The following is a 24142-nucleotide window of genomic DNA, read 5'->3' as shown; positions in this document are numbered from 1 at the left end:
GGGAGGAGCGGGAAGACGCTCAGGCGTACTGCAGGCTGGGCTGCGCCGTCGCTGCGGGCGACCCCTGGTGCCGCGGCCTCGGCGCGACCGGCGCGGTGCGGGGGCGTCCGGTGAGGGATCGGTGGACGGCGTTCGCAGCCATGCGAACCGGGGCCGCGTGGCGGTGGTCGAATTTGAGGTGGCTGGTCGGCCCGCAGATGGACAGGGCGGCGACGACGTCACCGACGGGACCGATGGGGGCGGCGATGATGCCGACCCCGCCGGAGACCCGGCTCATCTCGTACGCCACACCCGTCTCACGGACCTTGCGCAGTTCGGGGGTGAGACGGGTGAGGTCGTGGGTGCTGTGCGGGGTGTAGGCGAGCAGGGCCTTGCCGATCGCGGAGTTGTGCGCGGGATAGCGGCTGCCGACACGCGTGGGTAGCTCGGTGGCGAGCCTGCCACCGACCTTGTCGAGATAGAGCACGTCGGATCCGTCGAGGACACCGAGGTGCACGACGTAACCGGTGGTGCGGTGCAGCTCGTGCAGGATCGGCGCGGCAGCGCTGTGCAGGCGGTTCTGGTGGACGGCGATCGAGCCGAGCTCCATCAACCGGGTGCCGAGTTCGTAGTCGCGGCCCTCGCGGCGCAGCCACCGCATCTCCACCAGTCGTTCGAGCATCCGATGGGCGGACGAGCGGGGCAGCCCGGTCCGCCTGACGACCTGGGCGAGTGTGAGCCGTCCCGGGCCGTCGAAGGCATCGAGGACGAGCGAGATCCGTTCGAGAATCGCGGTGGGTGTGGAGTCTGCAGTCGCGGGTGCGGTCACCGATGTCTCCCTCGATCAGGGGCGAGAACGCCAGGAAACCCAACTGACATGGGTCTTTCTATTAGAAATAGTGACATACGCGCGCGGATTTGTGAAGTGGATCACCGAGATTGCACGCCGAAGAGGGGGAACCCGCTGTCCTCGTGGATGGGGTTCCCCCTCATCGGGGAGCGATTCTGCAGTTGTCCGGCGGACCGGGCAGGACGTCACATGGCGGCGAGAGGCTCGCTCCCGGACCAGTCGTGACCCCAGTAACTGTCGGCGGTGATCTCCTCGGACGTGTAGAACGTCTCGTCCACGAGCAACCCGTCGGTACCGAATTCGATGTCCCAGCCACCGGGGGCCCGGACGTAGAACGACACCATCTTGTCGTTCGTGTGGCGACCCAGCGTCGACGACACCGAGAAACCGTCCTCGACGACCCGGTCGAGGGCCTGGCCGACCGCGTCGAGGGTGTCGACCTCGACCATGAGGTGGATCAGGCCCGGAGCGCCACCGTGCGGGGCCGGAATCAACGCGAGGCTGTGGTGACGCTGGTTGACCCCCAGGAAGCGCAGGCGGACCGGCCCGAACTCCGGCGGTGCCGGCAACCGGAAGGCTCCCCGCGGCAGGAAGCCGAGGACCTCGGTGTAGAAGTCGAAGGTGCCATCGATGTCGGTGACGGGCAGGACGACGTGGCCGAGTCCCTGCGCGCCCGTCACGAACTTCGCGCCGAACGGGGTCACCACCGGACTGTGGTCGAGCACCGGACCGTGGAAGACCTCGAGGGTCGCGCCGCTCGGATCCTGGAAGGTGATGACCTCCTCCACCCGGCGCAGGTCCGCCTCCTCGACCGACAGCGGCTTGACCGCCACCCCGGCCGCCTCGACGGCCGCCCGGACGCGGGCCAGGGCTGCGCGGTCGCGGACCTCCCAGCCGATCGTGACGACCCGGTCGTCCTCGCCCGGCACCACCACGATGCGCGCGCTGCGCTCGTCCATCCGCAGGTACAGCGCATTCTCCTCCGGGCCGGACCCCTGGGCGAAACCGAGGACCTCGAAGGCGAACCTCCGCCAGCGCTCCATATCGTTCGTCTGGATCCTCACGTATCCCAGACCGCGGATGTCGGTGCCGAAGCCACCGACGTCGGACTTGCTCATACTGTTGTCTCCGTTGTCGATTCGGATGTGATGGAAGGTCAGATCATCGCCCGCAGCGGGCCCTGCGGATCCACACCGAGTCCGCTCAGCGTCGCCGCGTGGTAGACCGTGCCCGGGACGTGGATCGCGTGGTGCAGACCGGCGTGCGCGTCGCGCCAGAAGCGCTGCATCGGCTTGTCCATCCGCAGTGCGTTACCGCCGCACCGGGCGTAGACCTGGTCGATTGCCGTGACGGCCTGCCAGGCGGCGTTCACCTGGGTCTCGCGGCCGAGAGCACGCTGCTCGAAGGTCGGCGTCCTCCCGGAATCGACGATGTCCCACATGCGATCGACGTTGGCGAGCAACGAATCCCTCGCCGACCGCAGTTTCGCCGTGGCCTCACCGATCGCGAACAGGGTGTAGGGATCGTCCTTGACGGCCGTGCCCTGCGGATTGATGCGCTCGCGCTGGTACTCGTTGGCGTGGTGCAACAGGCCCTCGCAGATACCGATGGTGGCCGAGGTGATGCCGAGCGGGAACATGTTCGACCACGGCATCAGGTACAGCGATTCGGTGCGGCCGTACTTGCGGACGGCGGTGCCGTCGATGACCTCGTCACAGTCCATGACGCGGTAGTCCGGCACGAAGGCGTCCTCGACCACGACGTCCTTCGACCCCGTTCCGCGCAGGCCCACGACGTCCCACGAGTCGTCGATGATCCGGTAGTCGGACCGCGGGACGATCACGTGCAGCATGCGCGGCGGCATCTGCACGCTGCCGTCCGGATTGCATGCCATCGCGCCGAGGAACGCCCAGTCGCAGTGGTCGGTGCCCGAGGAGAACGACCACCTGCCGGAGAACCTGTAACCGCCGTCGACCGGCACACACATGCCGCCCGGCATGTACGGTGACGCGAGCCACGTGTCCTGGTTCTCGCCCCAGACCTCCTGCTGGACCCGGGGATCGGCGAACGCGAGCTGCCAGGGATGCACCCCGACGATGCCGTGGACCCAGCCCGCCGAGGGGTTGAGCGACGCCATCCGCATGACCGTCTCCGCGAACTCGCGCGGATGCGACTCGAAACCGCCGTGCTCCTTGGGCTGCAACATACGGATCGAGCCGGACTCCTTCATGCGCTTGACGGTCGCGTCGGCGACCTTGCCGATCCGTTCGGCTTCGATGCCTTCGAGGAAGATGTCGTCGGCGGCCGCCTCGATGCCGGCCAGCACTTCGTAGCTCATGATCGTGTTCCTTCTGGTGGGGAGGGGTGCGGCGAGGGACGTCAGGGGGTCGCGACCGAGCCTTCGGCCTGCTTCGCGAGGTTCTCCGCGACCTCCTTCTGCCAGCTCGCGACCGCCCGGGTGGTGTCGATCTCGAACTCGAAGCGCTTGGTCATGTCCTCGGTGATGTCCTCGACGTCGACGTAGAACTGCTGGTACCAGCGACGCAGCTGGTAGACCGGCCCGTCCTCCTCGGACAGCAGCGGATTGTCGATGGGCGCCTTGTGCTTCCAGATCTCGACGTCCTGCTCGAAACCGAGCTGCACACCCTCGGCGAACTGCGCGGCCATCCCCGCGGCGACCTCGTCCGACACTCCCGGGAGCTTCTTGACGATCGCGCCGTACTGCAGCACGAACTCGTTGTTGCTCACCGGATAGTGGCAGTTGATGAGGACCGTCTCGATGGTCTGGCCGTTGGCATCCGATTCGAGCCAGTCGATCATGTACGACGGACCGAAATAGGTCGCTTCCGAACGGAGCTCGGCGTTGGGATCGTCGTAGTTGGTCCCGCTGACGACGTCCTCGCGGCCGGTCGAGTGCATGTACTGCGTGGCGGTGTGGCCCTCGAAGACGTTCTTGAAGTAGCGCGGGAACGAGTAGTGGATGTAGAAGAAGTGCGCCATGTCCACGACGTTGTCGACGATCTCACGACAGTGCGAACCCTTGATACGCAGACTCTTCCAGCTCCAGTCCGTCCACTCGTCGGTGCCGTAGCCGGCGATCTCCGGGATGGTGACGTCCTCCGGAGGAGGGTTGCCCTGCGGGTCGTTCCAGACGTACAGCTGGCCGTTGCGTTCGAGGGTCGTCCAGGCGCGGGTCTTCGCGATCGGTGGAACGCGCCGGGCGTAGGGGATGTCGGTGCACCGGCCCTTGCCGTTCCAGCGCCAGTCGTGGAACGGACACGCGATCGAATCGCCCTTGACCTCGCCGCGGCTCAGGTCGCCACCCATGTGCCGGCAGTACGCGTCGAGGACGTTGAGCTTTCCCGTGCTGTCCGCGAACACGACCAGCTTGGTGCCGAATGCCTCGATGGAGTGCGGCTTGCCGTCCTGGAAGTCGCGGAGCAGACCGAGGCAGTGCCAGCCACGCGCGAAACGGGTGGGAGCGGCCGCGGCCTCGATCTCGCGGACCTCGACGTCGTCGTCCGATGCGGAGCGTGCGGTGTCGATGGACATGAATTCCTCCGTGCCGTCTGTGGGTGGAGAGACTTGTGATGCGCCTCATGGAACGCGTCGGCCACTCACCGCGTGAAGCATGTCTCCCGCTGGATGGAACGTGACGAGCAGTCGGGGAGGACACCTCCCGTCACCCGGGAGAAGTCCTCCCGTGCGGGCATCGCCGGTCGTTAGCGTCGCGACACATCACGGCGAAAGGAACGTTCCATGACACGGATGACGGGAAAGGTCGCGCTGATCACGGGTGCCGCCGGTGGGCTCGGGCGCGCGTGCGCGACGCGGCTGGCGGAGGAAGGCGCCGACATCGTCGCGCTGGACCTGCCGGGCGGTCGCACCGAGGCCGGACTGGACGAGACCGCCCGCCTCGTGCGTGCGACGGGCCGCCGGATCACCACCGGAACGGCGGACATCCGCGACCTCGACGCCGTGGTCGCGGCGGTACGGGCCGGCGTGTCCGAACTCGGGCCGCTCGACGTCGTCGTCGCGAACGCCGGCATCAGCGACAATCCGGGTCCGTCCTGGGAGATCGACGACGAGATCTGGAACCGGTCGATCGACGTCAATCTCACCGGAACGTGGCACACCGTCAGAGCCGGTGTCGCCGAACTCGGCCCCTCCGGTGGCTCGGTGATCCTCGTCAGTTCCACCGCCGCGATCAAGGCCGTACCGGGAGCGTCGCACTACTCGGCGGCGAAGCACGCTGTCACCGGCCTGGCCAGGACCCTGGCGAACGAACTCGGGCCGCGTAGGATCCGCGTCAACACCGTCCATCCGGGTGCGGCAGCGACGCCGATGACCCTCAACCCGACGACCTTCGCGCGGCTGTGTCCCGATCTCGAGGCGCCCACCGCCGAGGACGCCGCGGAGGTGCTGTCGACGAAGACGCTCCTGCGCGTGCCGTGGGTCGAACCGGTCGACGTGGGCAATGCGGTGCTGTTCCTCGCCTCCGACGAATCCCGTTACGTCACCGGCCTGCAGATGGTCGTCGACGGCGGCCTGACCCAGAAGGTGGCGTGATGAGCGGACGTCTGGACGGCAGGGTCGCGCTGATCACCGGCGCGGCACGGGGGATGGGCCGCGCCCAGGCGGTGCGGTTCGCGCAGGAGGGCGCCGACATCGTCGCCGTCGACGTGTGCGCCCCGGTGGACCACGCGACCACACCCGGCGCGTCACCGGCCGATCTCGCCGAGACCGTGCGACTCGTCGAATCGCTCGGCCGGAGGATCTGCGCCTACGAGGTGGACGTGCGCGATCAGCCGTCGCTCGACGACGCGGTGGCACAGGGGGTCGCGGCGCTCGGCCGGCTCGACGTCGTCTGCGCGACGGCGGGGATCAGTTCGTCGGGCCGGGTGACGGAGATGGACCCCGAACGTTGGCGGGCCGTGCTCGACGTCAACCTCACCGGGGTCTGGCGCACCTGCAAGGCCGCGATCCCGTACATCGTCGCCGGTGGGCGTGGGGGATCGATCGTGCTCGTCAGCTCGATCGCCGGTCTGCGTGGGCTGGTGAACGTCGGCCACTACACCGCGGCCAAGCACGGCGTCGTGGGGTTGATGAAGTCGCTCGCCAACGAACTCGCCCCACATCGGGTGCGGGTCAACACGATCCACCCCGCCAACACCCGGACCACGATGGTGGAGAACCCGGCCACGATGCGCACCTTCTGCCCCGGTGTCGAGAATCCCACACGGGAGCAGTTCGAAACTGCCCTGCAGTCGATGCACCTGCTCCCCGTGCCGCTGATCGAACCCGAGGACATCGCGAACGCGAGTCTGTTCCTCGCCTCCGACGAATCCCGCTACATCACCGGTGTCACCCTGCCCGTCGACGCCGGCCACTGCGTCAAGTAACCGCTGCGTCAGGTAACCGCTGGTCGAGCAACCGCTGCGTCGACCGACCACCGGCTGCGCCCGGACGAATTGCTCGACGGGTGCAACCGGTGGTCCTCCGTCCTACCGTCCGGGGTCCGGACCCTCGAGGATCGCGAACCCCTTGTAACCGGATTCGGCCACCTCCGTGATGATCTCGCGGTAGGCCCCGAAGCCGCCGAGGAAGGGCATGAACACGCGGGGCTTCCCGGGGATGTTCGCGCCGAGATACCAGGAGTTCGCGGAGTTCAGCAGCGACGCCTCGGCCCGGTTGCGGCATTCGTCCACCCAGTCGGCGACGGCCTCCGGTGTGCCCTCGATACCGGCGGCGCCGCGCGCATCGAGATAGGCGATCGCATCGGCGACCCAGTCGACGTGGAGTTCGGAGTGCAGCACCATGTTCGCGAGGACCGACGGGCTGCCGGGACCGGTGAGGTTGAAGAAGTTGGGGAAGCCGTCGATACCGAGCCCGAGATAGGTCCGCGGGCCGGCCGCCCACTTCTCCTTCAGGGTGCAACCACCGCGGCCGACGATCTCGATCTTGTCGAGCGAACCGGTCATGGCGTCGAAGCCGGTCGCGAGGACGATCACGTCGAGGTCGTAATGAGCGCCGGTGGTGACGATGCCGGTCTCGTCCATACCCACGATCGGGGTGCTGCGCAGGTCGACGAGTTCGACGTCGTCGCGGTTGTACGTCTCGTAGTACCCGCTGTCGGTGACGATGCGCTTGGCGCCGATGGCGTGGTCCTTGGGGATCAGCAGTTCGGCGACCGCGGGATCGTCGACGACCGCCCGGATCTTCTCCTCCCAGAACGCGCGGGCGGTGTCGTTGGCCGCCGGATCGGTGAGCTGATCGGGGAACGCCTTGGAGAAGAGGACACCGCCGAGCTTCCAGCGTTCCTCGTAGACGGCGCGCCGCTCCTCCTCGGACACCTCGAGGGCCGACTTCGGGTGCGGCTGGTGCGGGGAGCCTCCACCGGACTCCCAGGACAGCCTGCGTCGTTCGGCGTAGTTCGCCTTCTGTTCGGCGCGGGTGGCGTCGTCGAGCGGTGCGTTGCCTGCGGGGATGCTGTAGTTCGCCGAGCGCTGGAAGACGAACAGCTGCTCGGCCTGTTCGGCGATGATCGGGATCGACTGGATGCCCGACGATCCGGTGCCGATCACACCGACGCGCTTGCCGGTGAAATCGACGCCGTCGTGGGGCCAGCGGGCCGTGTGGACGATGTCGCCGGTGAAGCGGTCGAGACCGTCGAAGGCCGGGGTGTTCGCGTTCGACAGCGGCCCGGCGGCCACCACGAGGAAGCGGGCACGGACCTCGTCACCGCGGTCGGTGCGCACGGTCCAGTGCAGGCCGTCCTCGTCGAGGATCGCGGAGGTGACGCGGGTGTCGAACCGGATGTCGCGGCGCAGGTCGAACCGGTCGGCGACGTGCTCGAGATAGGCGAGGATCTCGGGCTGGGTGGCGTACTTCTCGCTCCAGTTCCATTCCTGCTCGAGTTCGGGGGAGAAGGAATAGGAGTAGTCGACCGATTCGACGTCGCAGCGCGCCCCGGGATAACGGTTCCAGTACCAGACGCCGCCCACTCCCGACGCGGCCTCGAATGCGCGGACCGTCAGGCCTCGGCTGCGGAATCGGTGGATCGCGTAGAGACCGGCGATGCCGGCCCCGACCACGACGACGTCGTACGACCCGGTCCTGTCCGGGGTGGCGTCGACGGTGGGGCCCTCGGGTGCGGTGAGCTGGGATCGTGGATCCTGTTCGTTCAACTTGGAGTCCTTCCATGAGCGCGAACGGTCCGGTCCGGGAACGGACTCGGAGGTTCGTGGAGTGGCCTCACGCTAGGTCGGGGGAAACGGGCGGGGCACCGGTCCTTCCCGCCCAGCGGGTCGTTTCCGTGAGCGGGATCGGGAGGGTGGGAGGGCGGCCCTGCAGCGACTTGTGATCTGCATCACTCGTGGAACAAAAAATCGCGACCTGCCGTTGGATGAGTCAGACAACTTGAGCGCATCGGACTCAACTTCACTTGACGGGGAGAACCCCGGGAGTGCAGGCTTGAGTCGACCGCGCTCAGTTGAGTCGAACAGACTCAGGTTGGGCATGGAAAGTTTTCGCGGTGCCCCCGGTGCCGCGGCGAGAACATTGGAGGAATTGACATGGCTCGTGCGGTCGGCATCGACCTCGGAACCACCAACTCGGTTGTTGCTGTCCTGGAGGGCGGTGAGCCCGTCGTGGTCGCCAACTCCGAAGGATCGCGCACCACCCCGTCCGTCGTCGCCTTTGCGAAGAACGGCGAGGTCCTCGTGGGGCAGCCCGCGAAGAACCAGGCGGTCACCAACGTCGACCGCACCATCCGTTCGGTCAAGCGCCACATCGGCACCGACTGGACCGTTGCGATCGACGACAAGAAGTACACCCCGCAGGAGATCAGCGCGCGCACGCTCATGAAGCTCAAGCGCGACGCCGAGGCCTACCTCGGTGAGGAGATCACCGACGCGGTCATCACCGTCCCGGCCTACTTCAACGACGCCCAGCGTCAGGCGACGAAGGAAGCCGGCACCATCGCCGGCCTCAACGTCCTGCGCATCGTCAACGAGCCCACCGCGGCCGCCCTCGCGTACGGCCTCGACAAGGGCGAGAAGGAGCAGACCATCCTGGTCTTCGACCTCGGTGGCGGCACCTTCGACGTGTCCCTGCTCGAGATCGGCGACGGCGTCGTCGAGGTCCGCGCGACCTCCGGCGACAACCACCTCGGTGGCGACGACTGGGACCAGCGCATCGTCGACTGGCTCGTCGAGAAGTTCAAGTCGCAGCACGGCGTCGACCTGACCAAGGACAAGATGGCCATGCAGCGTCTGCGTGAGGCCGCGGAGAAGGCCAAGATCGAGCTGTCCTCCTCGCAGTCGACCTCGATCAACCTCCCGTACATCACCGTGGACGCCGACAAGAACCCGCTGTTCCTCGACGAGCAGCTGTCCCGCTCGGAGTTCCAGCGCATCACCGGCGACCTCCTCGAGCGCACCCGCGCTCCGTTCCAGCAGGTCGTCAAGGACGCCGGCATCTCTGTCGGCGACATCGACCACGTCGTGCTGGTCGGCGGCTCGACCCGCATGCCCGCCGTCACCGATCTGGTGCGCGAGCTGACCGGCGGCCGTGAACCCAACAAGGGTGTCAACCCGGACGAGGTCGTCGCCGTGGGCGCCGCTCTGCAGGCCGGCGTGCTCAAGGGCGAGGTCAAGGACGTGCTCCTGCTCGACGTCACCCCGCTGTCGCTGGGTATCGAGACCAAGGGCGGCGTGATGACCAAGCTCATCGAGCGCAACACCACGATCCCCACCAAGCGGTCGGAGACCTTCACCACCGCCGAGGACAACCAGCCGTCGGTGCAGATCCAGGTCTACCAGGGTGAGCGTGAGATCGCGGCGCACAACAAGCTGCTCGGCTCGTTCGAGCTCGGCGGCATCGCCCCGGCTCCGCGCGGTGTCCCGCAGATCGAGGTGACCTTCGACATCGACGCCAACGGCATCGTCCACGTCACCGCCCGCGACAAGGGCACCGGCAAGGAGAACACGATCAAGATCCAGGAAGGCTCCGGCCTGTCCCAGGAGGAGATCGACCGGATGGTCAAGGACGCCGAGGCCCACGCCGAGGAGGACCGCAAGCGTCGCGAGGAAGCGGAGGCCCGCAACCAGGCCGAGTCGCTCGTCCACCAGACGGAGAAGTTCGTCAAGGAGAACGAGGACAAGGTCCCGGGCGACGTCAAGGAGAAGGTCGAGACCGCGATCAAGGACGTCAAGGACGCCCTCGCCGGCTCCGACATCGACGCGGTCAAGTCCGCCGTCGAGAAGCTGGCGACCGAGTCGCAGGCGCTCGGCCAGGCGATCTACGAAGCGCAGGGCGCCGAGGGCGGTGCTGCCGGTGACGGCGCGGCCGCCGGTGGTGCCGACGACGTCGTCGACGCCGAGGTCGTCGACGAGCCGAACGATTCGGAGAAGAAGTGACTGCGGACAAGCCCGAGCAGGAGCCGGTGACCGTCACCGACAAGCGGCGGATCGACCCCGAGACCTTCGAGGTGCGCGACGAACAGCGCACCGAGGAGGCCGAGGCCCCCGCAGCGGAGGCGACCGAGTCGGCTCCCGAGCCGGAAACCGAAGAAACGGAAGGTCAGTCGCAGGAGGCGAAGGAACTCGCCGAGCGCACCGCCGACCTCCAGCGTGTCACCGCGGAGTTCGCGAACTATCGCCGTCGCGCCGAGGCCCAGCGTCTGGCTGCGGCCGAGGAGGCCAAGGCCGGCGTGGCTGCGAAGTTCCTGGACGTCCTCGACGATCTGGATCGGGCCCGCGCCCACGGCGATCTCGAGACGGGACCGTTGAAGGCACTGTCCGACAAGCTGACCGGGGTCTTCGACTCCCTCGGCCTGGCGGCCTTCGGCGAGGAGGGCGAGTCCTTCGATCCCGAGCTGCACGAAGCCGTCCAGATGGAGGGCGACGGAAACCACCCCGTACTCGGGGCGGTCCTGCGCAAGGGTTATCGCTTCGGCGAACGCGTCCTGCGGCACGCGATGGTCACGGTGACCGACGGTGACCCGGCGGACACGCCGGAGCAACCGTCGTCGGCCGGGTCCGACGCGGAGTAAGAACAAGAAAACGCGAAAGGAGGAGACGCCCGGTGAGCCAACGGGAGTGGATCGAGAAGGACTTCTACAAGGACCTGGGCGTCTCCCCCGACGCGACACAGGACGAGATCAAGAAGGCCTACCGGAAGCTGGCGCGGGACCTGCATCCCGACGCCAATCCGGGTGACGCCAAGGCCGAGGAACGGTTCAAGGCCGTCAGCGAGGCCAACGCCGTCCTGTCCGACCCTGCCAAGCGCCGGGAGTACGACGAGACCCGGCGCCTGTTCGCCTCGGGTGGCATGCCCGGCGGCTTCCGGCCCGGCGCCGGTGGATTCTCCGGAGGCACCGGGGCCACCTTCGACATCGGCGACCTGTTCGGCGGCGCCGAGGGTGGTCTCGGCGACCTCTTCGGTGGCCTGTTCAACCGTGCCGGTGGTGCCTCGGCCGGCCGCTCGCGTCCGCGTCGCGGCGGCGACGTCGAGACCGAGACGACGCTCGACTTCCGGGACGCCGTCAAGGGCGTCACCGTCCCGCTGCGGCTGACGAGCCCGGCTCCGTGCACGACCTGCCACGGCAGCGGCGCACAGCCCGGCACCAGCCCGCGGGTGTGCCCGCACTGCAACGGAAGCGGTGTGGTCTCCCGCAACCAGGGTGCCTTCGGTTTCTCCGAGCCGTGCGACGACTGCCGCGGCACCGGCTCGATCATCGACAATCCGTGCTCCGACTGCCGGGGCACCGGGATCCAGAACCGCACGCGCACCATCACCGTGCGGGTGCCGGCGGGCATCAAGGACGGCTCGCGGATCCGGCTCGCCGGTCAGGGCGAGGCCGGGCTGCGCGGCGCCCCGTCGGGCGACCTGTACGTCACCGTCCACGTCCGCCCCGACCGTGTCTTCGGCCGGGAAGGCGACGACCTGACGCTGGTGCTGCCCGTCAGCTACGGCGAACTCGTCCTCGGCGGCACCGTCTCGGTGCCGACCCTCGACGGCCGGGTGGGCCTGAAGATCCCGCCGGGCACCGCCGACGGCCGCGTGCTGCGGGTGCGCGGACGCGGCGTCCCCAAGCGTGGGGGCGGCGCCGGCGACCTCCTCGTCACCGTCAAGGTCGCGATCCCGCAGAAGCTGGACGAGAAGGCGGCGGAAGCCCTTCAGAACTATCTTCGTGCGGAGGAGGCAAGTGGCTTCGATCCGCGAGAGGGATGGGCAGGTGCGTGATGAGCGAGACGAGAATGCCGCGGGACATGTCCCCGGATCCGGATGCGCGCGTCTATGTCATCTCCGTGGCGGCGGAACTCGCCGGGATGCACGCGCAGACGCTGCGTAACTACGACCGCCTCGGCCTGGTCACCCCGCACCGCACCAGCGGTGGAGGACGCCGCTACTCGCCCCGCGACGTCGAACTGCTGCGCGAGGTGCAGCGGCTGTCGCAGGACGAGGGCGTCAACCTGGCCGGCATCAAACGGATCATCGAACTCACCAACCAGGTCGAGGCGCTGCAGCAGCGTGTCTCCGAGCTGAACGCGGAGATCGACCGGTTGCGTTCGTCGCGAGGGGATCTGGTTCCGATTCCGCGGAGCAACGCCCTGGTGGTGTGGAAGCCCCGCAACCGCCGGGACTGATCTTTTCCCGCCCAACGGGACGACCGCATCGGAGGCCTGCGGGATCTGCCTAGTGTGACTTGTTCCACACGAACGGTCTACGGAAGGCGGCAGTCATGGCGGAGTGGGCGGAAGAATGCGACGTCCTCGTGGTCGGATCAGGTGCCGGAGGGTGCTGTGGGGCGTACACCGCTGCGCGTGAAGGACTCTCGGTGATCCTCGTCGAGGCATCCGAATTCTTCGGCGGCACCACGGCGTACTCCGGGGGTGGCGGCGTCTGGTTCCCCACCAACGCGGTCCTGAAGCGTGCCGGGGACGACGACACTCTCGAGGACGCCCTGACCTACTACCGCGCCGTCGTCGGCGACCGCACCCCGCCCGAGCTGCAGGAGGCCTACGTCCGCGGCGGGGCCCCGCTCATCGACTATCTCGAGGCCGACGAGGACCTGGAGTTCATGGTCTACCCGTGGCCGGACTACTTCGGCAAGGCACCGAAGGCCCGCGCCCAGGGGCGGCACATCACCCCGAAACCGAAGCACGTCGCCGACGATCCGGAACTCAACGAGTCCATCCGCGGCCCGCTCGGCCGCGAACGTCTCGGTGAACCCCTGCCCGACACCCTCATCGGCGGCCGTGCCCTGATCGGCCGTTTCCTCATCGCACTGCGCAAGTACCCCGACGTGCAGCTGTACCGGAACACCCCGCTCGAGGAGCTCGTGGTCGAGGACGGCTCGGTGGTGGGCGCGATCGTCGGTAACGACGGTGAGCGCCGAGCGATCCGCGCACGCAAGGGCGTCGTCCTCGCCGCCGGCGGGTTCGATCACAACGACGAGATGCGCAGCAAGTACGGGGTGCCGGGCACCGCTCGCGACTCGATGGGGCCGTGGTCGAATCTCGGCAAGGCACACCAGGCGGGTATGGCCGTGGGCGCCGACGTCGACCTGATGGGGGAGGCCTGGTGGTCGCCGGGTCTCACGCACCCGGACGGGCGCTCCGCGTTCGCGCTGTGCTTCACCGGCGGCATCTTCGTCGACCAGGACGGCAAGCGCTTCACCAACGAGTACGCACCCTACGACCGGCTCGGCCGCGACGTCATCGCCCGGATGGAGCGAGGCGAGATGACGCTGCCGTTCTGGATGATCTACGACGACCGGGCCGGTGAAGTGCCGCCGGTCGCTGCGACGAACGTGCCCCTGGTGGAGACCGAGAAGTACGTCGGGGCCGGACTGTGGCGGACCGCCGAGACCCTCGAGGAGCTCGCCGAGCAGATCGGGGTGCCCGCCGAATCACTGAAGGCGACCGTCGCGCGGTGGAACGACCTGGCCGCGAAGGGTGTCGACGAGGACTTCGGCCGCGGCGACGAGCCCTACGACCTGGCCTTCACCGGCGGCGGGTCCGCGCTCGTCCCGATCGAGCAGGGCCCTTTCCACGCCGCGCAGTTCGGCCTCTCGGATCTCGGCACCAAGGGCGGTCTGCGGACCGACACCGTCGGGCGGGTCCTCGACACCGCGGGCGAGCCGATCCCCGGCCTGTACGCGGCGGGCAACACGATGGCGGCGCCGAGCGGCACCGTCTACCCGGGCGGCGGCAATCCGATCGGAACGAGCGCGCTGTTCGCGCACCTGGCGGTGATGGACGCGCGGGCCCGCTGAACCGTCAGGATCGGGTGACGGTGAATTCCGCTGTCATGAACGGATATCCGGCATCGACGCTCGAGTCGACGGCGTACCCGTGGGCGTTGCCGCCGCTGACGCGGGTGCCGTCGACGTTCGCGTTGCCCGTGCCGTAGTTGTTGGCCATCAGCACCACGGTCGCGTCGCCGGGCATCGTGTAACCGACCTGAAGGCCGAAGCCCCGCCGGTCGTTGCTGCCCGCCGCGAGGGTCTCCGTCGCCCCGGCCGCGATCACCGCGGCGGGGGCATCGGTCCACGCCCCGTAGGGGTTGTCCGACGACGACAGCACCATCGGTGCGTCCGTCTCGTTGCGGATGATGACGGTGATGCTGGGGCCGTCGGTGCGCAGCGTCTCGGCGCTCACGCCGGCCGGGGCGATCAGTGCGGCGGCGACGGCGAGGGCCGCGGCGACGCGGATGCGGAAGTTCATCGTGCTCCTGCGGGGTCCGGCCGGAAAGCTTCCGGTATGGGGAGCTTGTCGCCGTATTGTACCCACGGCCAACGAAATCCGGTCCCCGCGATTCCGGTGACGAATCGTGCCGGGGCGACACGCTCTCCGGTCACGAACGTGTATCGAAACAGCGACGAGCCGATGCCCACCCCGCCTCCGACCACACAATGGCTCGGAAATGTCTCGGAAATCCGAGACATTCCAGCGATGTTCGGAGGGTGCCATGTCCCGCAGGTTCAAAGTGCTCGCAGGGGCGGCCGCTGCGGCCGGGACGGTCGCGTTGATGGCGCCCGCCACCGCGTCCGCCGCGGTGGACGCAACCGCCACGGCGACGATCGAGGCGAACAGCGTCACCTGGAACGTCCAGAACGGTGACGAACAGAACACGTGCACCGCGAGGGCGAAGGAGAACGGTGCGGACAAGGTCTACGCGAGCCGGACGGTGGTGTCCGCCGGAGAGTCGCTGCGCCTCACCCTGCCCCTTCCCGTGGCCGGGGTCTACCAGGTCTCCTGGGAATGCTACGGGGCGAACACCTACTCCACGGAAACGATCGAGGTCACCATTCCCGCCACACAGGGGCCGTCCGTCCTCGTCGGCTCGTCGGTGATCAGCCTTCCCAGCGGCTCGGCGATCCCCGGCGAGGCCGAGCCGAGCGCCGCGCTCACCCAGGAGGGAACGGAAGCGATCTGGAAGGTCCGGGCGGGCTCGACCGAGGTCAATTGCCGGTCGCGGGTCTTCGACGGACCGGAGGTGGCGCGGACCCAGGCGTACGTGGTGCCGCCCCGGGTCGAGATCGAACTGCGGTCCGACCTCGAACCCGGCGACTACACCACCACCTGGGTCTGCTTCACCGACACCGAGTCGTGGGGCAACGAGGCGGCACCCGTCGCGATCACGGTGCCCGCCTGATCAGGCCGGCACGAGGTCGCTGACCTGCGCGAGGAGCTCCAGCGACCGCAGCCACGCCGAACGCCCGGGTGCCGACGAGACGACGATGAGCTCGTCCGCCCGGGCGCGTTCGGTGAAACGGTCGAGGTAGTCGCGCACCTGCTCCGGCGAACCCACCGCGGTGTAGCGCATCATCTGCCGCACCTGCATACCGGCGGGGGAGTCGAGCAGCATGTCGATCTCCTCCTCGGTGAAGGTGCGTCCGCGCCCGACCATCTGCACGACCCGCGTCCGCTCGGCCGCCGCGAACAGCGCCTCGGCTTCCTCGGTGGTGTCGGCGGCGATCACGCCGACACCGGCGATGACGTAAGGCTCGGGGTGCTCGGGGGAGGGCTGGTACTCGCGGCGGTACAGCGCCACCGCCTCCTCGAGGGCCTGCGGCGCGAAGTGCGACGCGAAACCGTACGGAAGGCCGAGCAGCGCAGCAAGTTTCGCGCCGAACAGCGACGAACCCAGGATGTACAGCGGCACGTCGGTGCCCTTGCCGGGGATCGCGTCGACGCCCGGGATGCGCGACTCGCCTTTCAGGTACGCCTGCAGTTCGAGGACGTCCTGCGGGAAGCTGTCGGCCGACGACGGGTCGCGGCGCAGCGCCCGCAGCGTCTTCTGGTCGCTGCCGGGCGCGCGGCCGAGACCGAGATCGATCCGGCCGGGATGCAGGGTGGCGAGGGTGCCGAACTGCTCGGCGATGGTCAGCGGGGAGTGGTTCGGCAGCATGATGCCGCCGGCGCCGAGCCGGATCGTCGAGGTGTGCGCGGCGACGTGCGCGATGAGCACGCTGGTCGCGGACGACGCGATCGTCGGCATGTTGTGGTGTTCGGCGTACCAGATGCGCCGGTAACCCCACTGCTCGGCGAGCTGGGCCATCTTCACGCTGGCCTCGAAGCTGTCGCGGGCGGTCTCACCCTTGCCGATGTGCGCGAGATCGAGAATGGAGAGGGGAACGGTCACCGAGGGTCCTTACGTGTCGGGGCCCGGTATCGGCCGCCGGGCACACCCTCGGAACAACCCGACCGGTCGCGGGGCTATTCCCGCGACCGGCCGGATCGGACGGTGCCGTCACATGTGACGGAAGCCGGCTGTCACATGTGGCGGAAGCCGGCTGTCACATGTGGCGGAAGCCGCCGTAGGTGCCGCGGAAGAACAGCAGCGGGCTGTCGGGATGCAGCGACGTCAGGCCCGTGACCCGGCCCAGGACGATCGTATGGTCGCCGGCGTCGTGCTCGGTCTCGACCGTCGCCTCCACCCGCGCGATGGCACCCTCGATCGCCGGGGCACCGTTGTCGCCGGGGGTCCAGCGCACACCCCGGAACTTGTTCCCGCCGCTGGCACCGAAGGCCGCGCACAGGGTGCGCTGGCTCTCCGACAGCACGTTGACGGCCAGTTTGCCCACACGGCGGATCTTCGGCCAGGTCGTGGACGTGCGCGCGGGGCAGAACGAGATGAGCGGCGGGTCGAGGGACACCGACGCGAACGACTGGCAGGCGAACCCGAGCGGGTCGTCGCCGTCGAGTCCCGTGATCACGGTGACGCCCGTGCAGAAGTTGCCCATCACGTCCCGGATCCGGCGGGGGTCCAGCACCGCGTGCTCGGCTGTCATCGAGAAGCTCCTATCGGTCGGCGTTCGTACCAGTGTCCGTCGCCACGGCGCGGTACGCGAACGGTCCTGGCCGGGGGATCAGCGGCGGCGCACGTCCTCGGGTGCCCAGACGGCACGCATGCTGGTGATACGACCGTCCTCGTCGAAGGTCATGACGTCGATCGGCTCGATCTCGTAGGTCTGGCCACCCGCCTTCGTGACCACGCGGAAGTGGAAGGCGGCGGTCGAGCCGCTGATCCGCAGGGTGAGCAGTTCGGTGTTGTTCTCCGTGCCCTCGACCCCGTTGTAGAACTCGGCGATCGCGGCCCGGCCCACATGCGGTTCGCTCCCGGCGGGATCCTCGAGGGTTGCGTCGTCGGCGTACAGGGCGGCGATGTCGGCGGCGACACCGGCGGCCACGGCGTCGAGATAGGCGTGCACCGTGGCCCGGATGCGTTGCGAACGGACGTCGGCTTCGGAAACGGTCACGGGTGCTCCTGTGGTCGTGGGGCAGAGTCTGTCGCACCGACGCTAACGGCCGGCCGGCGGGATGCCGCCACGGTTTCCCGGACAGCGGGAAACGATCCGGTTCAGGTCGTTCCGAGGTCGCCGAAGTCCCGGCCGAACAACTCGGCGAGACCGGAGAGCTGATCGCAGTAGTGGTCGGCGGACCGGGCCCGCACCCCGGCGCCGACGATCGTCGCGCCCGCGGCGATCGCCCGATCGAGCCGTCGCCGCGTCCTGTCGGGATCGCCGATCGGATCGAGTCCCGAGACCGACAGCACCACCTCGAAACCGTCCGGCTGCGGCCGCGCGTCGAGCATCGCCGTCACCTCGTCGAGCGGCAGTCCGAAAGGCACCCAGCCGTCACCGAACTCGCAGGCGCGACGCAGGGAGCGCCGGGTGCGGCCGCCGATCCACAGCGGTACCCGTGGCTGCACCGCACAGGGATCGACCACCACATCCGAATATTCGAAGAAGTCTCCGCGGTAGGACGGTTCACGCGTCGACAGAGAGGCGCGCAGCGCGGCCAGCGCGTCGTCGGCGCGGGCACCACGATCGGTGAACGGGACGTCGAGCAGCGTGAACTCCTCCTCGAGCGAACCGACGCCGAGTCCCAGGACCAGGCGCCCGCCGCTCACCGTGTCCAGGGTGCCGTAGCGCTTGGCGATCTCCAGAGGATGGTGGTAACCGAGGACGAGGACCTGCGTGGCGAGCCGGATCCGTTCGGTGCGGGCCGCCAGATATCCGAGTGTCACCGAGGGGTCCCAGTAGGTCCCGCCCCGGACCTCGGCCACCGAGACCGGCACAGCAACATGCTCACTGCAGGTGAGGTGATGAAAGCCCAGGCGATCCGCGGTCACCGCGATCCGTGTCAATTCGTCGATCCCGGCGGCGGCCTCCCATTCGTCGTACGTGCCCGGAAGTCGCGTGACGATCGGGCTGGTGATTCCGATTCGCACCTTCGGGTGTGGACTCGGGACAGTTGCCATGACAGGCCCCTCCTTCGCAACGGCGTCTCCCCGAAGTCTGCTCGCGACGAACACGGGGAGCACGAATGGTCCCGGTCCACGGAATCCGGTCTGCGAATTCGACGCTCGACTCAACCGATACGACGAGCGGCGTGTTCGCCCGCGATGCGGCCGAACACGAACGCATCGGCGATGTGGAAACCGCCGTCCTTGGCCCAACTGAACGTCGAGCTCACCGTGCCCGCCGCATAGAGTCCCTCGATGACCGTGCCGTCCGTGGCGAGGACACGAGCGTGTTCGTCACGACGAGGCCCGCCGTTGGTCCATGCCAGCATCGGTCCGCTGCGGACTCGGTACCGTACGCGGCTGTCATGATGTCGCTTCCTCCGGATCTCCGGTCGCCGATGATCGACGACCGTCGGATATGGACTGCTCGTCATCCTCGCGTCCTGGCCCGAGCGATCGGGGACCTCGTCCCACTGAGCGTGACGCATTTCCGGTGGACCGCTGGCCGGGACAGTGGGTTCCGGACCCGGGGCTCCCGGTCCTAGCGTGGCCGAACGCACCACATCGAGGAGACCCACATGTCATTGCACCCTGAAGTCGAGTCCATGCTGAAGGTCCTGGATGCGGGCTTTCCCGACGTCACCACGGTTCCGCCCGCGGAACTCCGTGACCTCATCCGCAGTCGTCGTGCACCTCTCCAGCATCTGCCCGCGATGCGGGATGTGCACGACATCGGTATCGAGGGGCCCGGTGGAGACCTGGCACTGCGTATCTATCGTCCCGACCATCCCGAGGACGGGATTCCGGTGGTGGTCTTCGCCCACGGCGGTGGTTTCGTGTTCTGCGATCTCGACAGTCACGACGAGTTCTGCCGTTCGATGGCGGAGGGGGTCGGTGTCGTGGTCGTCTCCGTCGACTACCGGCTCGCGCCGGAACATCGTGCGCCGGCAGCGCACGAGGACGTGTACGCGGCACTCGAATGGGCGGCCGGCAACATCACGGCGTACGGCGGGGATCCCACACGTATCGTGCTCGCGGGGGACAGTGCCGGGGGCAACCTCGCCGCGACCGTGGCCATCGCAGCGCGTGACGGCGGGGGACCTGCAGTGTTCGGTCAGGCGTTGTTCTATCCGGTCATCGACGACGATTTCGACACGGAGTCGTACCGGAAGTACGGGTCGGGGTACTACAACACCACCAAGGCGATGAAGTGGTACTGGGAGCAGTACGCGCCGGAAGGCACCGACGACCCCCGGGTGATCCCGACGCGGGCCGATTCGCTCGCCGGACTTCCTCCGGCCGTCGTGATCACCGCGGAACTCGATCCGCCGTGCTCGGCCGGTGACGACTATGCGCAACGACTCGCGGACGCCGGGGTCGAGGTCCGGCACCGCCGATTCGACGGTCTGTTCCACGGCTTCCTGACGTTCCCGTCGCTGTCGTTGACGGAGCCTGCACGGCAGGAGATCTGGAAGATGATGCGCTCACTGTTCGAGTGACGGTACTCCGCTGAAGACGAAGTCCTCGGACCATCACCGATGGCTCGAGGACTTCGTCGTTCTCACTCGATGGCGATGTCCTCCACAGCGCAGAAGGTGTGGCACACCCGGTCACGGACGATGAATTCGGGGCACTCCGGGTCGAACCAGCGATCGACGATGCTCCAGTGCACCGGATGATCCAGATACTGGCCCACGAGGGCATCGTGATCGGTGAACTCCTGCTCCCACAGGTGCGTCCATTCGGTGCGGCCCACCGATTCGGTCACCCCACTCGGACGCCACGCGACGATGGAGGGGAGGAACACCTGCTCGGCTGCGGCCATCACCTCGAGACATATCGCGAGATCGAGGACGGCGAGACCGGATTCGCGTCCTGCATCTTCGTCACCAGGATCGTCGAGATACGTCGATCACTTCGCAGAGGTGTCCACGCCGGTCCTCTGATCGGAACGGCAGCGACAGCGCTCGGCGCCATCCCCTGTACGGTAGATCTGCGGACGATCTGCGGGCGGCTCCCGCTGTACATGCGATTCCTGCAACGACATCCATTCCTCATCGACAGGACAGCGTCGTTCCTCGGCCTCCGGCGGGATTCCGGTGTGCCTCCACCGACCGTCGGATACCCCGGGTGACCGGTGGTGAAATGGATGCGCGGTGGGGGTGTCCCCGTCGGAATCTCGATCCCGGAGGTGATCCGGGCGATGCCGGAGACGGAACATCCGAGCTCGTCTTCCCGGTGATCGGGATCATGCATGTTTCACCCTGTCGAACTGCCCTACCGTCGCGCAGACGACGATGTGAAGGAGAGAGCCGATGGCCAGGACATCCGTACCGGCTGCGACCCCCGCCCGCGACGCCACTGTGGACCTGCTCGTGATCGGGTCCGGTACCGGCATGGCCGCCGCGCTCACGGCGCACGAAGCGGGACTGTCCACCCTCATCGTGGAGAAGTCGCAATACGTCGGCGGCTCCACGGCCCGTTCCGGAGGTGCTTTCTGGATTCCCGCCAATCCCGTTCTCGTGGAGTCTGGTTCGGGTGACACCGTCGGACGCGGCCGTACCTACGTCCGCTCGGTCGTGGGCGACACCGCGCCCGTCGGGCGGGGTGAGGCGTTCGTCGACCACGGCACCGCGACGGTCGAGATGCTCCGGCGCACCACACCCATGAAGCTGTTCTGGGCCGAAGGATACGCCGACTACCACCCCGAACTGCCCGGTGGTTCGGCCGTGGGCCGTAGCTGTGAATGTCTGCCGTTCGACCTGTCGGTGCTCGGGGAGGAACGTGCGAGGTTGCGCCCCGGGCTCATGGAGGCCGGTCTGCCGATGCCCACCACGGGCGCCGACTACAAGTGGATGAACCTCATGTTCCGTGTGCCGCACAAGGGTTTTCCGCGGATCTTCAAGCGGCTCGCCCAGGGCGTCGCCGGGCTCGCCGTCAAGAAGGAGTACGTCGCCGGCGGGCAGGCGATCGCGGCGGGACTGTTCGCGGGTGTGCTGCGCGCGGGTATCCCGGTGTGGACCGAGACGTCGCTCGTGCGGCTGGTCGGCGAGGGGGATCGCGTGACCGGTGCGGTCGTCGAGCAGAACGGCCGCGAGGTGACCGTGACCGCGCGCCGCGGCGTGGTGCTCGCCGCCGGTGGTTTCGACCACGACATGGCGATGCGGCACAAGTTCCAGTCGGAACGCCTGCTCGAGCACGAGAGCCTCGGTGCCGAGACCAACACGGGCGACGCGATCAAGGCGGCCCAGGAGGTCGGTGCCGATCTCGCCCTCATGGACCAGGCCTGGTGGTTCCCCGCCGTGGCACCCTCGCGCCCGGGCAATCCGCCGATGGTCATGCTCGCCGAGCGGTCGCTGCCCGGCTCGTTCATCGTCGATCAGACAGGTCGCCGCTTCACGAACGAGTCGTCGGACTACATGTCGTTCGGCCAGCTGATCCTCGACCGTGAGCGCGCGGGTGATCCGGTCGAGTCGATGTGGATCGTTTTCGACCAGAAGTACCGCAACAGTTACGTCTTCGCGGCCGGGGTGTTCCCGCGCCAGCCGCTCCCGGAATCCTGGTACGAGGCGGGTATCGCCCACCGCGGCAACACCGCCGCGGAACTCGCAGCGTCGATGGGGGTGCCCGTGGACACCTTCACCGCGACCTTCGAGACGTTCAACGACGACGCCGCGGCCGGGACCGATTCGGAGTTCGGACGCGGGCGCAGCGCCTACGACCGCTACTACGGCGACCCCACGGTGCAGCCGAACCCAAACCTGCGGCCCCTGACCCACGGCCCGCTCTACGCCGTGAAGATGACGCTGAGCGATCTCGGCACCTGCGGCGGCGTGCGTGCCGACGAACGTGCACGGGTACTGCGGGAGGACGGCAACCCGATCCCCGGCCTCTACGCCATCGGCAACACCGCAGCCAACGCGTTCGGGCACAGCTATCCCGGTGCGGGCGCCACCATCGGCCAGGGCCTGGTCTTCGGTTACATCGCGGCCCGCGACGCCGCCGCGAACACCCCGATCGCCTGAGCGGCCGGTCCCCGAAAGCGAAGGGCGGACGAATGACGATCGTCGACCGGGAGGTCCTCCTCCCCACGGTCCTGTCGTTGTGGGAGACGGCCGGGCGACCGGCGGCCGGCGTGGACGAGGTGGACATCGTCTTCTTCGCGCCACCCGCCCCCGGCGTGCTGCGCCGCCGGAGCAGTGTGCGCCGTGACGAGGAGAGCGGCCGGATCGATCGGACGGTCGCTCATCTCGATGCCGTGGGCCGTCTCGTCGCCGAGGTCCACTCGTCCGGGCCGCTGTCTCCCGTCGAGGGAGGGGCCGAGGACGACCCGGTCACCGGCGCCCTCCTCCGCTCCGTCGCCGGGCGGTTCGAGACGGCGGACGTACGGCGCGTGCGGATGCGGGTGCACGGACGTCCGGCGGCCGACCGGATCGGCGAACCGTCGACGACCGTGCTGCAGCGCTACCGCACCGACCACGAGCACGTCGAGGACGTCGCGGTGGTGTTCGCGGAGGCGTCCGGTGCCGTGATCGTGCGGGCCTGGGTGACGGTCGCCGTCGGGTCGTAGCGGCTCGGCAGGGATCGCGGCTCAGTACGGGTCGTAGCGGATGTTCTCGGCCGGGGTGCCCGTCTCCAGCAGCTTCTGCACCGTCGCGCGCACCATCGGCCCCGAGCCGCACACGAGCACCTGGTGATCGCCGAACGCACCGTAGGACGTGACGATCTCGTCGAGGCTGCCCTCGAGCAGTTCCTCGGGGTCGGGGCCGAGCTCACCCATCTTCGGGGCGACACGCTCGTACCAGGGGTCGGGCACCTCCGGGTCCTGGACGGACTCGACCACCGGCACCACCGTCAGCCACGGCAGGGCCTCGCCGAGCAGCGCGAGCATGTCCGCCGCATACAGGTCGCGGGGATGGCGGGCGCCGGTGAACAGGAAGGTGCGCGGTGGATCCGGGCGGCGCGCGGTGTCGAGGATCAGCGAGCGCAGCGGCGCGAGACCCGTGCCACCCGCAACCATGATGACGACGCGGCCGGTGTCGTCGATGTGCAGGTCGCCGCCGCGCGGGGAGCCGATCTGCCACACGTCTCCGGGTTCGGTGTCGGCGACGATGCTGCCGCTCACCCAGCCACCGGGGACGGTGCGCACATGGAACTCGAGTTTGCCGTCCAGCGAGGGCGGAAGAGCGGGGGACAGGCGTCGCGGCAGCCGGGGGTGCTGCGGGATCGTCACGTCGACGTACTGGCCGGCGCGGAACGGGACGATCGCCTCGTCGCATTCGAGGCGGACGACGGCGAGGTCGTGCCGCAGCCGGTGGTGTTCGACGACCGTGGCGGAGACGGCGGTGTCGGTCTCGGTCGGTAGCGGCGCGGCCGGCTGCATGCGTGACTCCTGATGGTGCGGCTGTTCAGGACCTGGCCACGACTCTAGGGGAGATCCCCCGTCCCAGCAGAATGGAACATGTTTCAGTTTTCGGGCCGGAGCGGTTATCGTGACGAGAGCAGGTGATGGTCACCACAGTGGGGGAACACCGCGCAGGGCCGTCACACATC

General features: G+C 68.4%; 23 protein-coding genes and 1 pseudogene. 11 read left to right on the top strand and 13 right to left on the bottom strand.

The genetic code is table 11. The annotated features are described in order from the left end of the window. Positions 1–19: 19 nt before the first annotated feature. From OED52_RS17485 to OED52_RS17470, 4 genes are all read right to left on the bottom strand, one after another. A complete protein-coding gene (locus OED52_RS17485; protein WP_264152106.1) occupies positions 20–808 on the bottom strand; it encodes an IclR family transcriptional regulator in 789 nt (262 codons plus the stop codon). 206 nt (positions 809–1014) lie between these two features. Further along, complete coding sequence (bphC, locus tag OED52_RS17480) at positions 1015–1947, bottom strand: biphenyl-2,3-diol 1,2-dioxygenase (RefSeq protein ID WP_264152105.1); 933 nt, start codon at positions 1945–1947, stop codon at positions 1015–1017. A gap of 38 nt (positions 1948–1985) precedes the next feature. Beyond that, positions 1986–3167, bottom strand: coding sequence for an acyl-CoA dehydrogenase family protein (locus OED52_RS17475; protein ID WP_264152104.1), 1182 nt, complete (start codon positions 3165–3167; stop codon positions 1986–1988). A gap of 41 nt (positions 3168–3208) precedes the next feature. Continuing rightward, a complete protein-coding gene (locus OED52_RS17470) occupies positions 3209–4381 on the bottom strand; it encodes a 3-ketosteroid-9-alpha-hydroxylase subunit A (protein ID WP_264152103.1) in 1173 nt (390 codons plus the stop codon). 207 nt (positions 4382–4588) lie between these two features. Between OED52_RS17470 and OED52_RS17465 the strand changes: the two genes are divergently transcribed. Together OED52_RS17465 and OED52_RS17460 are read left to right on the top strand one after the other, a co-directional pair. Continuing rightward, positions 4589–5398, top strand: a complete 810-nt coding sequence (locus OED52_RS17465; protein ID WP_264152102.1) for a mycofactocin-coupled SDR family oxidoreductase — start codon at positions 4589–4591, stop codon at positions 5396–5398. Next, positions 5398–6231, top strand: a complete 834-nt coding sequence (locus tag OED52_RS17460; RefSeq protein WP_264152101.1) for a mycofactocin-coupled SDR family oxidoreductase — start codon at positions 5398–5400, stop codon at positions 6229–6231. Before OED52_RS17465 ends, OED52_RS17460 begins: the two co-directional genes overlap by 1 nt. A 102-nt stretch (positions 6232–6333) precedes the next feature. Here OED52_RS17460 and OED52_RS17455 read toward each other — a convergent pair whose 3' ends face one another. Beyond that, positions 6334–7923, bottom strand: a complete 1590-nt coding sequence (locus OED52_RS17455; protein ID WP_264154747.1) for a flavin-containing monooxygenase — start codon at positions 7921–7923, stop codon at positions 6334–6336. Between the two features lie 480 nt (positions 7924–8403). Between OED52_RS17455 and dnaK the strand changes: the two genes are divergently transcribed. The 5 genes from dnaK to OED52_RS17430 all read left to right on the top strand — a co-directional run bounded on the left by dnaK (position 8404) and on the right by OED52_RS17430 (position 14111). Continuing rightward, a complete protein-coding gene (gene dnaK, locus OED52_RS17450) occupies positions 8404–10248 on the top strand; it encodes a molecular chaperone DnaK (protein WP_264152100.1) in 1845 nt (614 codons plus the stop codon). Continuing rightward, positions 10245–10883 carry a nucleotide exchange factor GrpE gene (gene grpE, locus OED52_RS17445; RefSeq protein WP_264152099.1) on the top strand — a complete coding sequence of 213 codons (639 nt, stop codon included), beginning with the start codon at positions 10245–10247 and terminating at the stop codon, positions 10881–10883. Before dnaK ends, grpE begins: the two co-directional genes overlap by 4 nt. A gap of 32 nt (positions 10884–10915) precedes the next feature. Further along, positions 10916–12076, top strand: a complete 1161-nt coding sequence (gene dnaJ / locus OED52_RS17440) for a molecular chaperone DnaJ (RefSeq protein WP_264152098.1) — start codon at positions 10916–10918, stop codon at positions 12074–12076. Beyond that, the gene (locus OED52_RS17435; RefSeq protein WP_318841888.1) at positions 12076–12480 is read left to right on the top strand and encodes a heat shock protein transcriptional repressor HspR; all 405 of its coding nucleotides are present in this window, start codon (positions 12076–12078) and stop codon (positions 12478–12480) included. Before dnaJ ends, OED52_RS17435 begins: the two co-directional genes overlap by 1 nt. Positions 12481–12575: 95 nt before the next feature. Beyond that, positions 12576–14111, top strand: a complete 1536-nt coding sequence (locus OED52_RS17430; protein WP_264152097.1) for an FAD-binding protein — start codon at positions 12576–12578, stop codon at positions 14109–14111. A 4-nt stretch (positions 14112–14115) separates the two neighbouring features. On the opposite strand, the gene OED52_RS17425 is transcribed toward OED52_RS17430, so the two are convergent. After that, positions 14116–14562, bottom strand: coding sequence for a hypothetical protein (locus OED52_RS17425; protein WP_264152096.1), 447 nt, complete (start codon positions 14560–14562; stop codon positions 14116–14118). Positions 14563–14806: 244 nt separating this feature from the next. On the opposite strand from OED52_RS17425, the gene OED52_RS17420 reads away from it, so the two are divergent. Then, complete coding sequence (locus OED52_RS17420) at positions 14807–15493, top strand: hypothetical protein (protein WP_264152095.1); 687 nt, start codon at positions 14807–14809, stop codon at positions 15491–15493. Here OED52_RS17420 and OED52_RS17415 read toward each other — a convergent pair whose 3' ends face one another. From OED52_RS17415 to OED52_RS17395, 5 genes and pseudogenes are all read right to left on the bottom strand, one after another. Next, positions 15494–16483, bottom strand: coding sequence for an LLM class flavin-dependent oxidoreductase (locus OED52_RS17415; protein WP_264152094.1), 990 nt, complete (start codon positions 16481–16483; stop codon positions 15494–15496). It abuts the gene before it with no gap. 154 nt (positions 16484–16637) lie between these two features. Further along, complete coding sequence (locus OED52_RS17410) at positions 16638–17132, bottom strand: flavin reductase family protein (protein ID WP_264152093.1); 495 nt, start codon at positions 17130–17132, stop codon at positions 16638–16640. A 78-nt stretch (positions 17133–17210) separates the two neighbouring features. Continuing rightward, the gene (locus tag OED52_RS17405) at positions 17211–17600 is read right to left on the bottom strand and encodes a nuclear transport factor 2 family protein (RefSeq protein WP_264152092.1); all 390 of its coding nucleotides are present in this window, start codon (positions 17598–17600) and stop codon (positions 17211–17213) included. A gap of 101 nt (positions 17601–17701) precedes the next feature. Then, complete coding sequence (locus OED52_RS17400) at positions 17702–18574, bottom strand: LLM class F420-dependent oxidoreductase (protein WP_264152091.1); 873 nt, start codon at positions 18572–18574, stop codon at positions 17702–17704. A gap of 140 nt (positions 18575–18714) precedes the next feature. Then, positions 18715–18939: pseudogene (locus tag OED52_RS17395) on the bottom strand (FAD-binding protein); the annotation flags it as partial. 228 nt (positions 18940–19167) lie between these two features. Between OED52_RS17395 and OED52_RS17390 the strand changes: the two are divergent. Further along, positions 19168–20088 (top strand): alpha/beta hydrolase, encoded by a 921-nt coding sequence (locus OED52_RS17390; protein WP_264152090.1) that lies wholly within the window; start codon positions 19168–19170, stop codon positions 20086–20088. A gap of 62 nt (positions 20089–20150) precedes the next feature. Here OED52_RS17390 and OED52_RS17385 read toward each other — a convergent pair whose 3' ends face one another. Next, positions 20151–20414, bottom strand: coding sequence for a Dabb family protein (locus OED52_RS17385; RefSeq protein WP_264152089.1), 264 nt, complete (start codon positions 20412–20414; stop codon positions 20151–20153). Between the two features lie 490 nt (positions 20415–20904). Between OED52_RS17385 and OED52_RS17380 the strand changes: the two genes are divergently transcribed. Together OED52_RS17380 and OED52_RS17375 are read left to right on the top strand one after the other, a co-directional pair. Further along, complete coding sequence (locus tag OED52_RS17380) at positions 20905–22614, top strand: 3-ketosteroid-delta-1-dehydrogenase (protein ID WP_264152088.1); 1710 nt, start codon at positions 20905–20907, stop codon at positions 22612–22614. A gap of 32 nt (positions 22615–22646) precedes the next feature. Next, positions 22647–23159 (top strand): hypothetical protein, encoded by a 513-nt coding sequence (locus OED52_RS17375; RefSeq protein ID WP_264152087.1) that lies wholly within the window; start codon positions 22647–22649, stop codon positions 23157–23159. A 21-nt stretch (positions 23160–23180) separates the two neighbouring features. Here the strand turns inward: OED52_RS17375 and OED52_RS17370 are convergent, their stop codons facing one another. Then, positions 23181–23972 carry an FAD-binding oxidoreductase gene (locus OED52_RS17370; protein WP_264152086.1) on the bottom strand — a complete coding sequence of 264 codons (792 nt, stop codon included), beginning with the start codon at positions 23970–23972 and terminating at the stop codon, positions 23181–23183. Between the last annotated feature and the right edge of the window lie 170 nt (positions 23973–24142).

Origin of the sequence: Rhodococcus sp. Z13 (genome assembly GCF_025837095.1) — a bacterium.
Lineage (GTDB): Bacteria > Actinomycetota > Actinomycetes > Mycobacteriales > Mycobacteriaceae > Rhodococcus > Rhodococcus sacchari.
The sequence above is the reverse complement of the archived record's forward strand: the minus strand, read 5'-3'. Positions and strand labels throughout refer to the sequence as shown.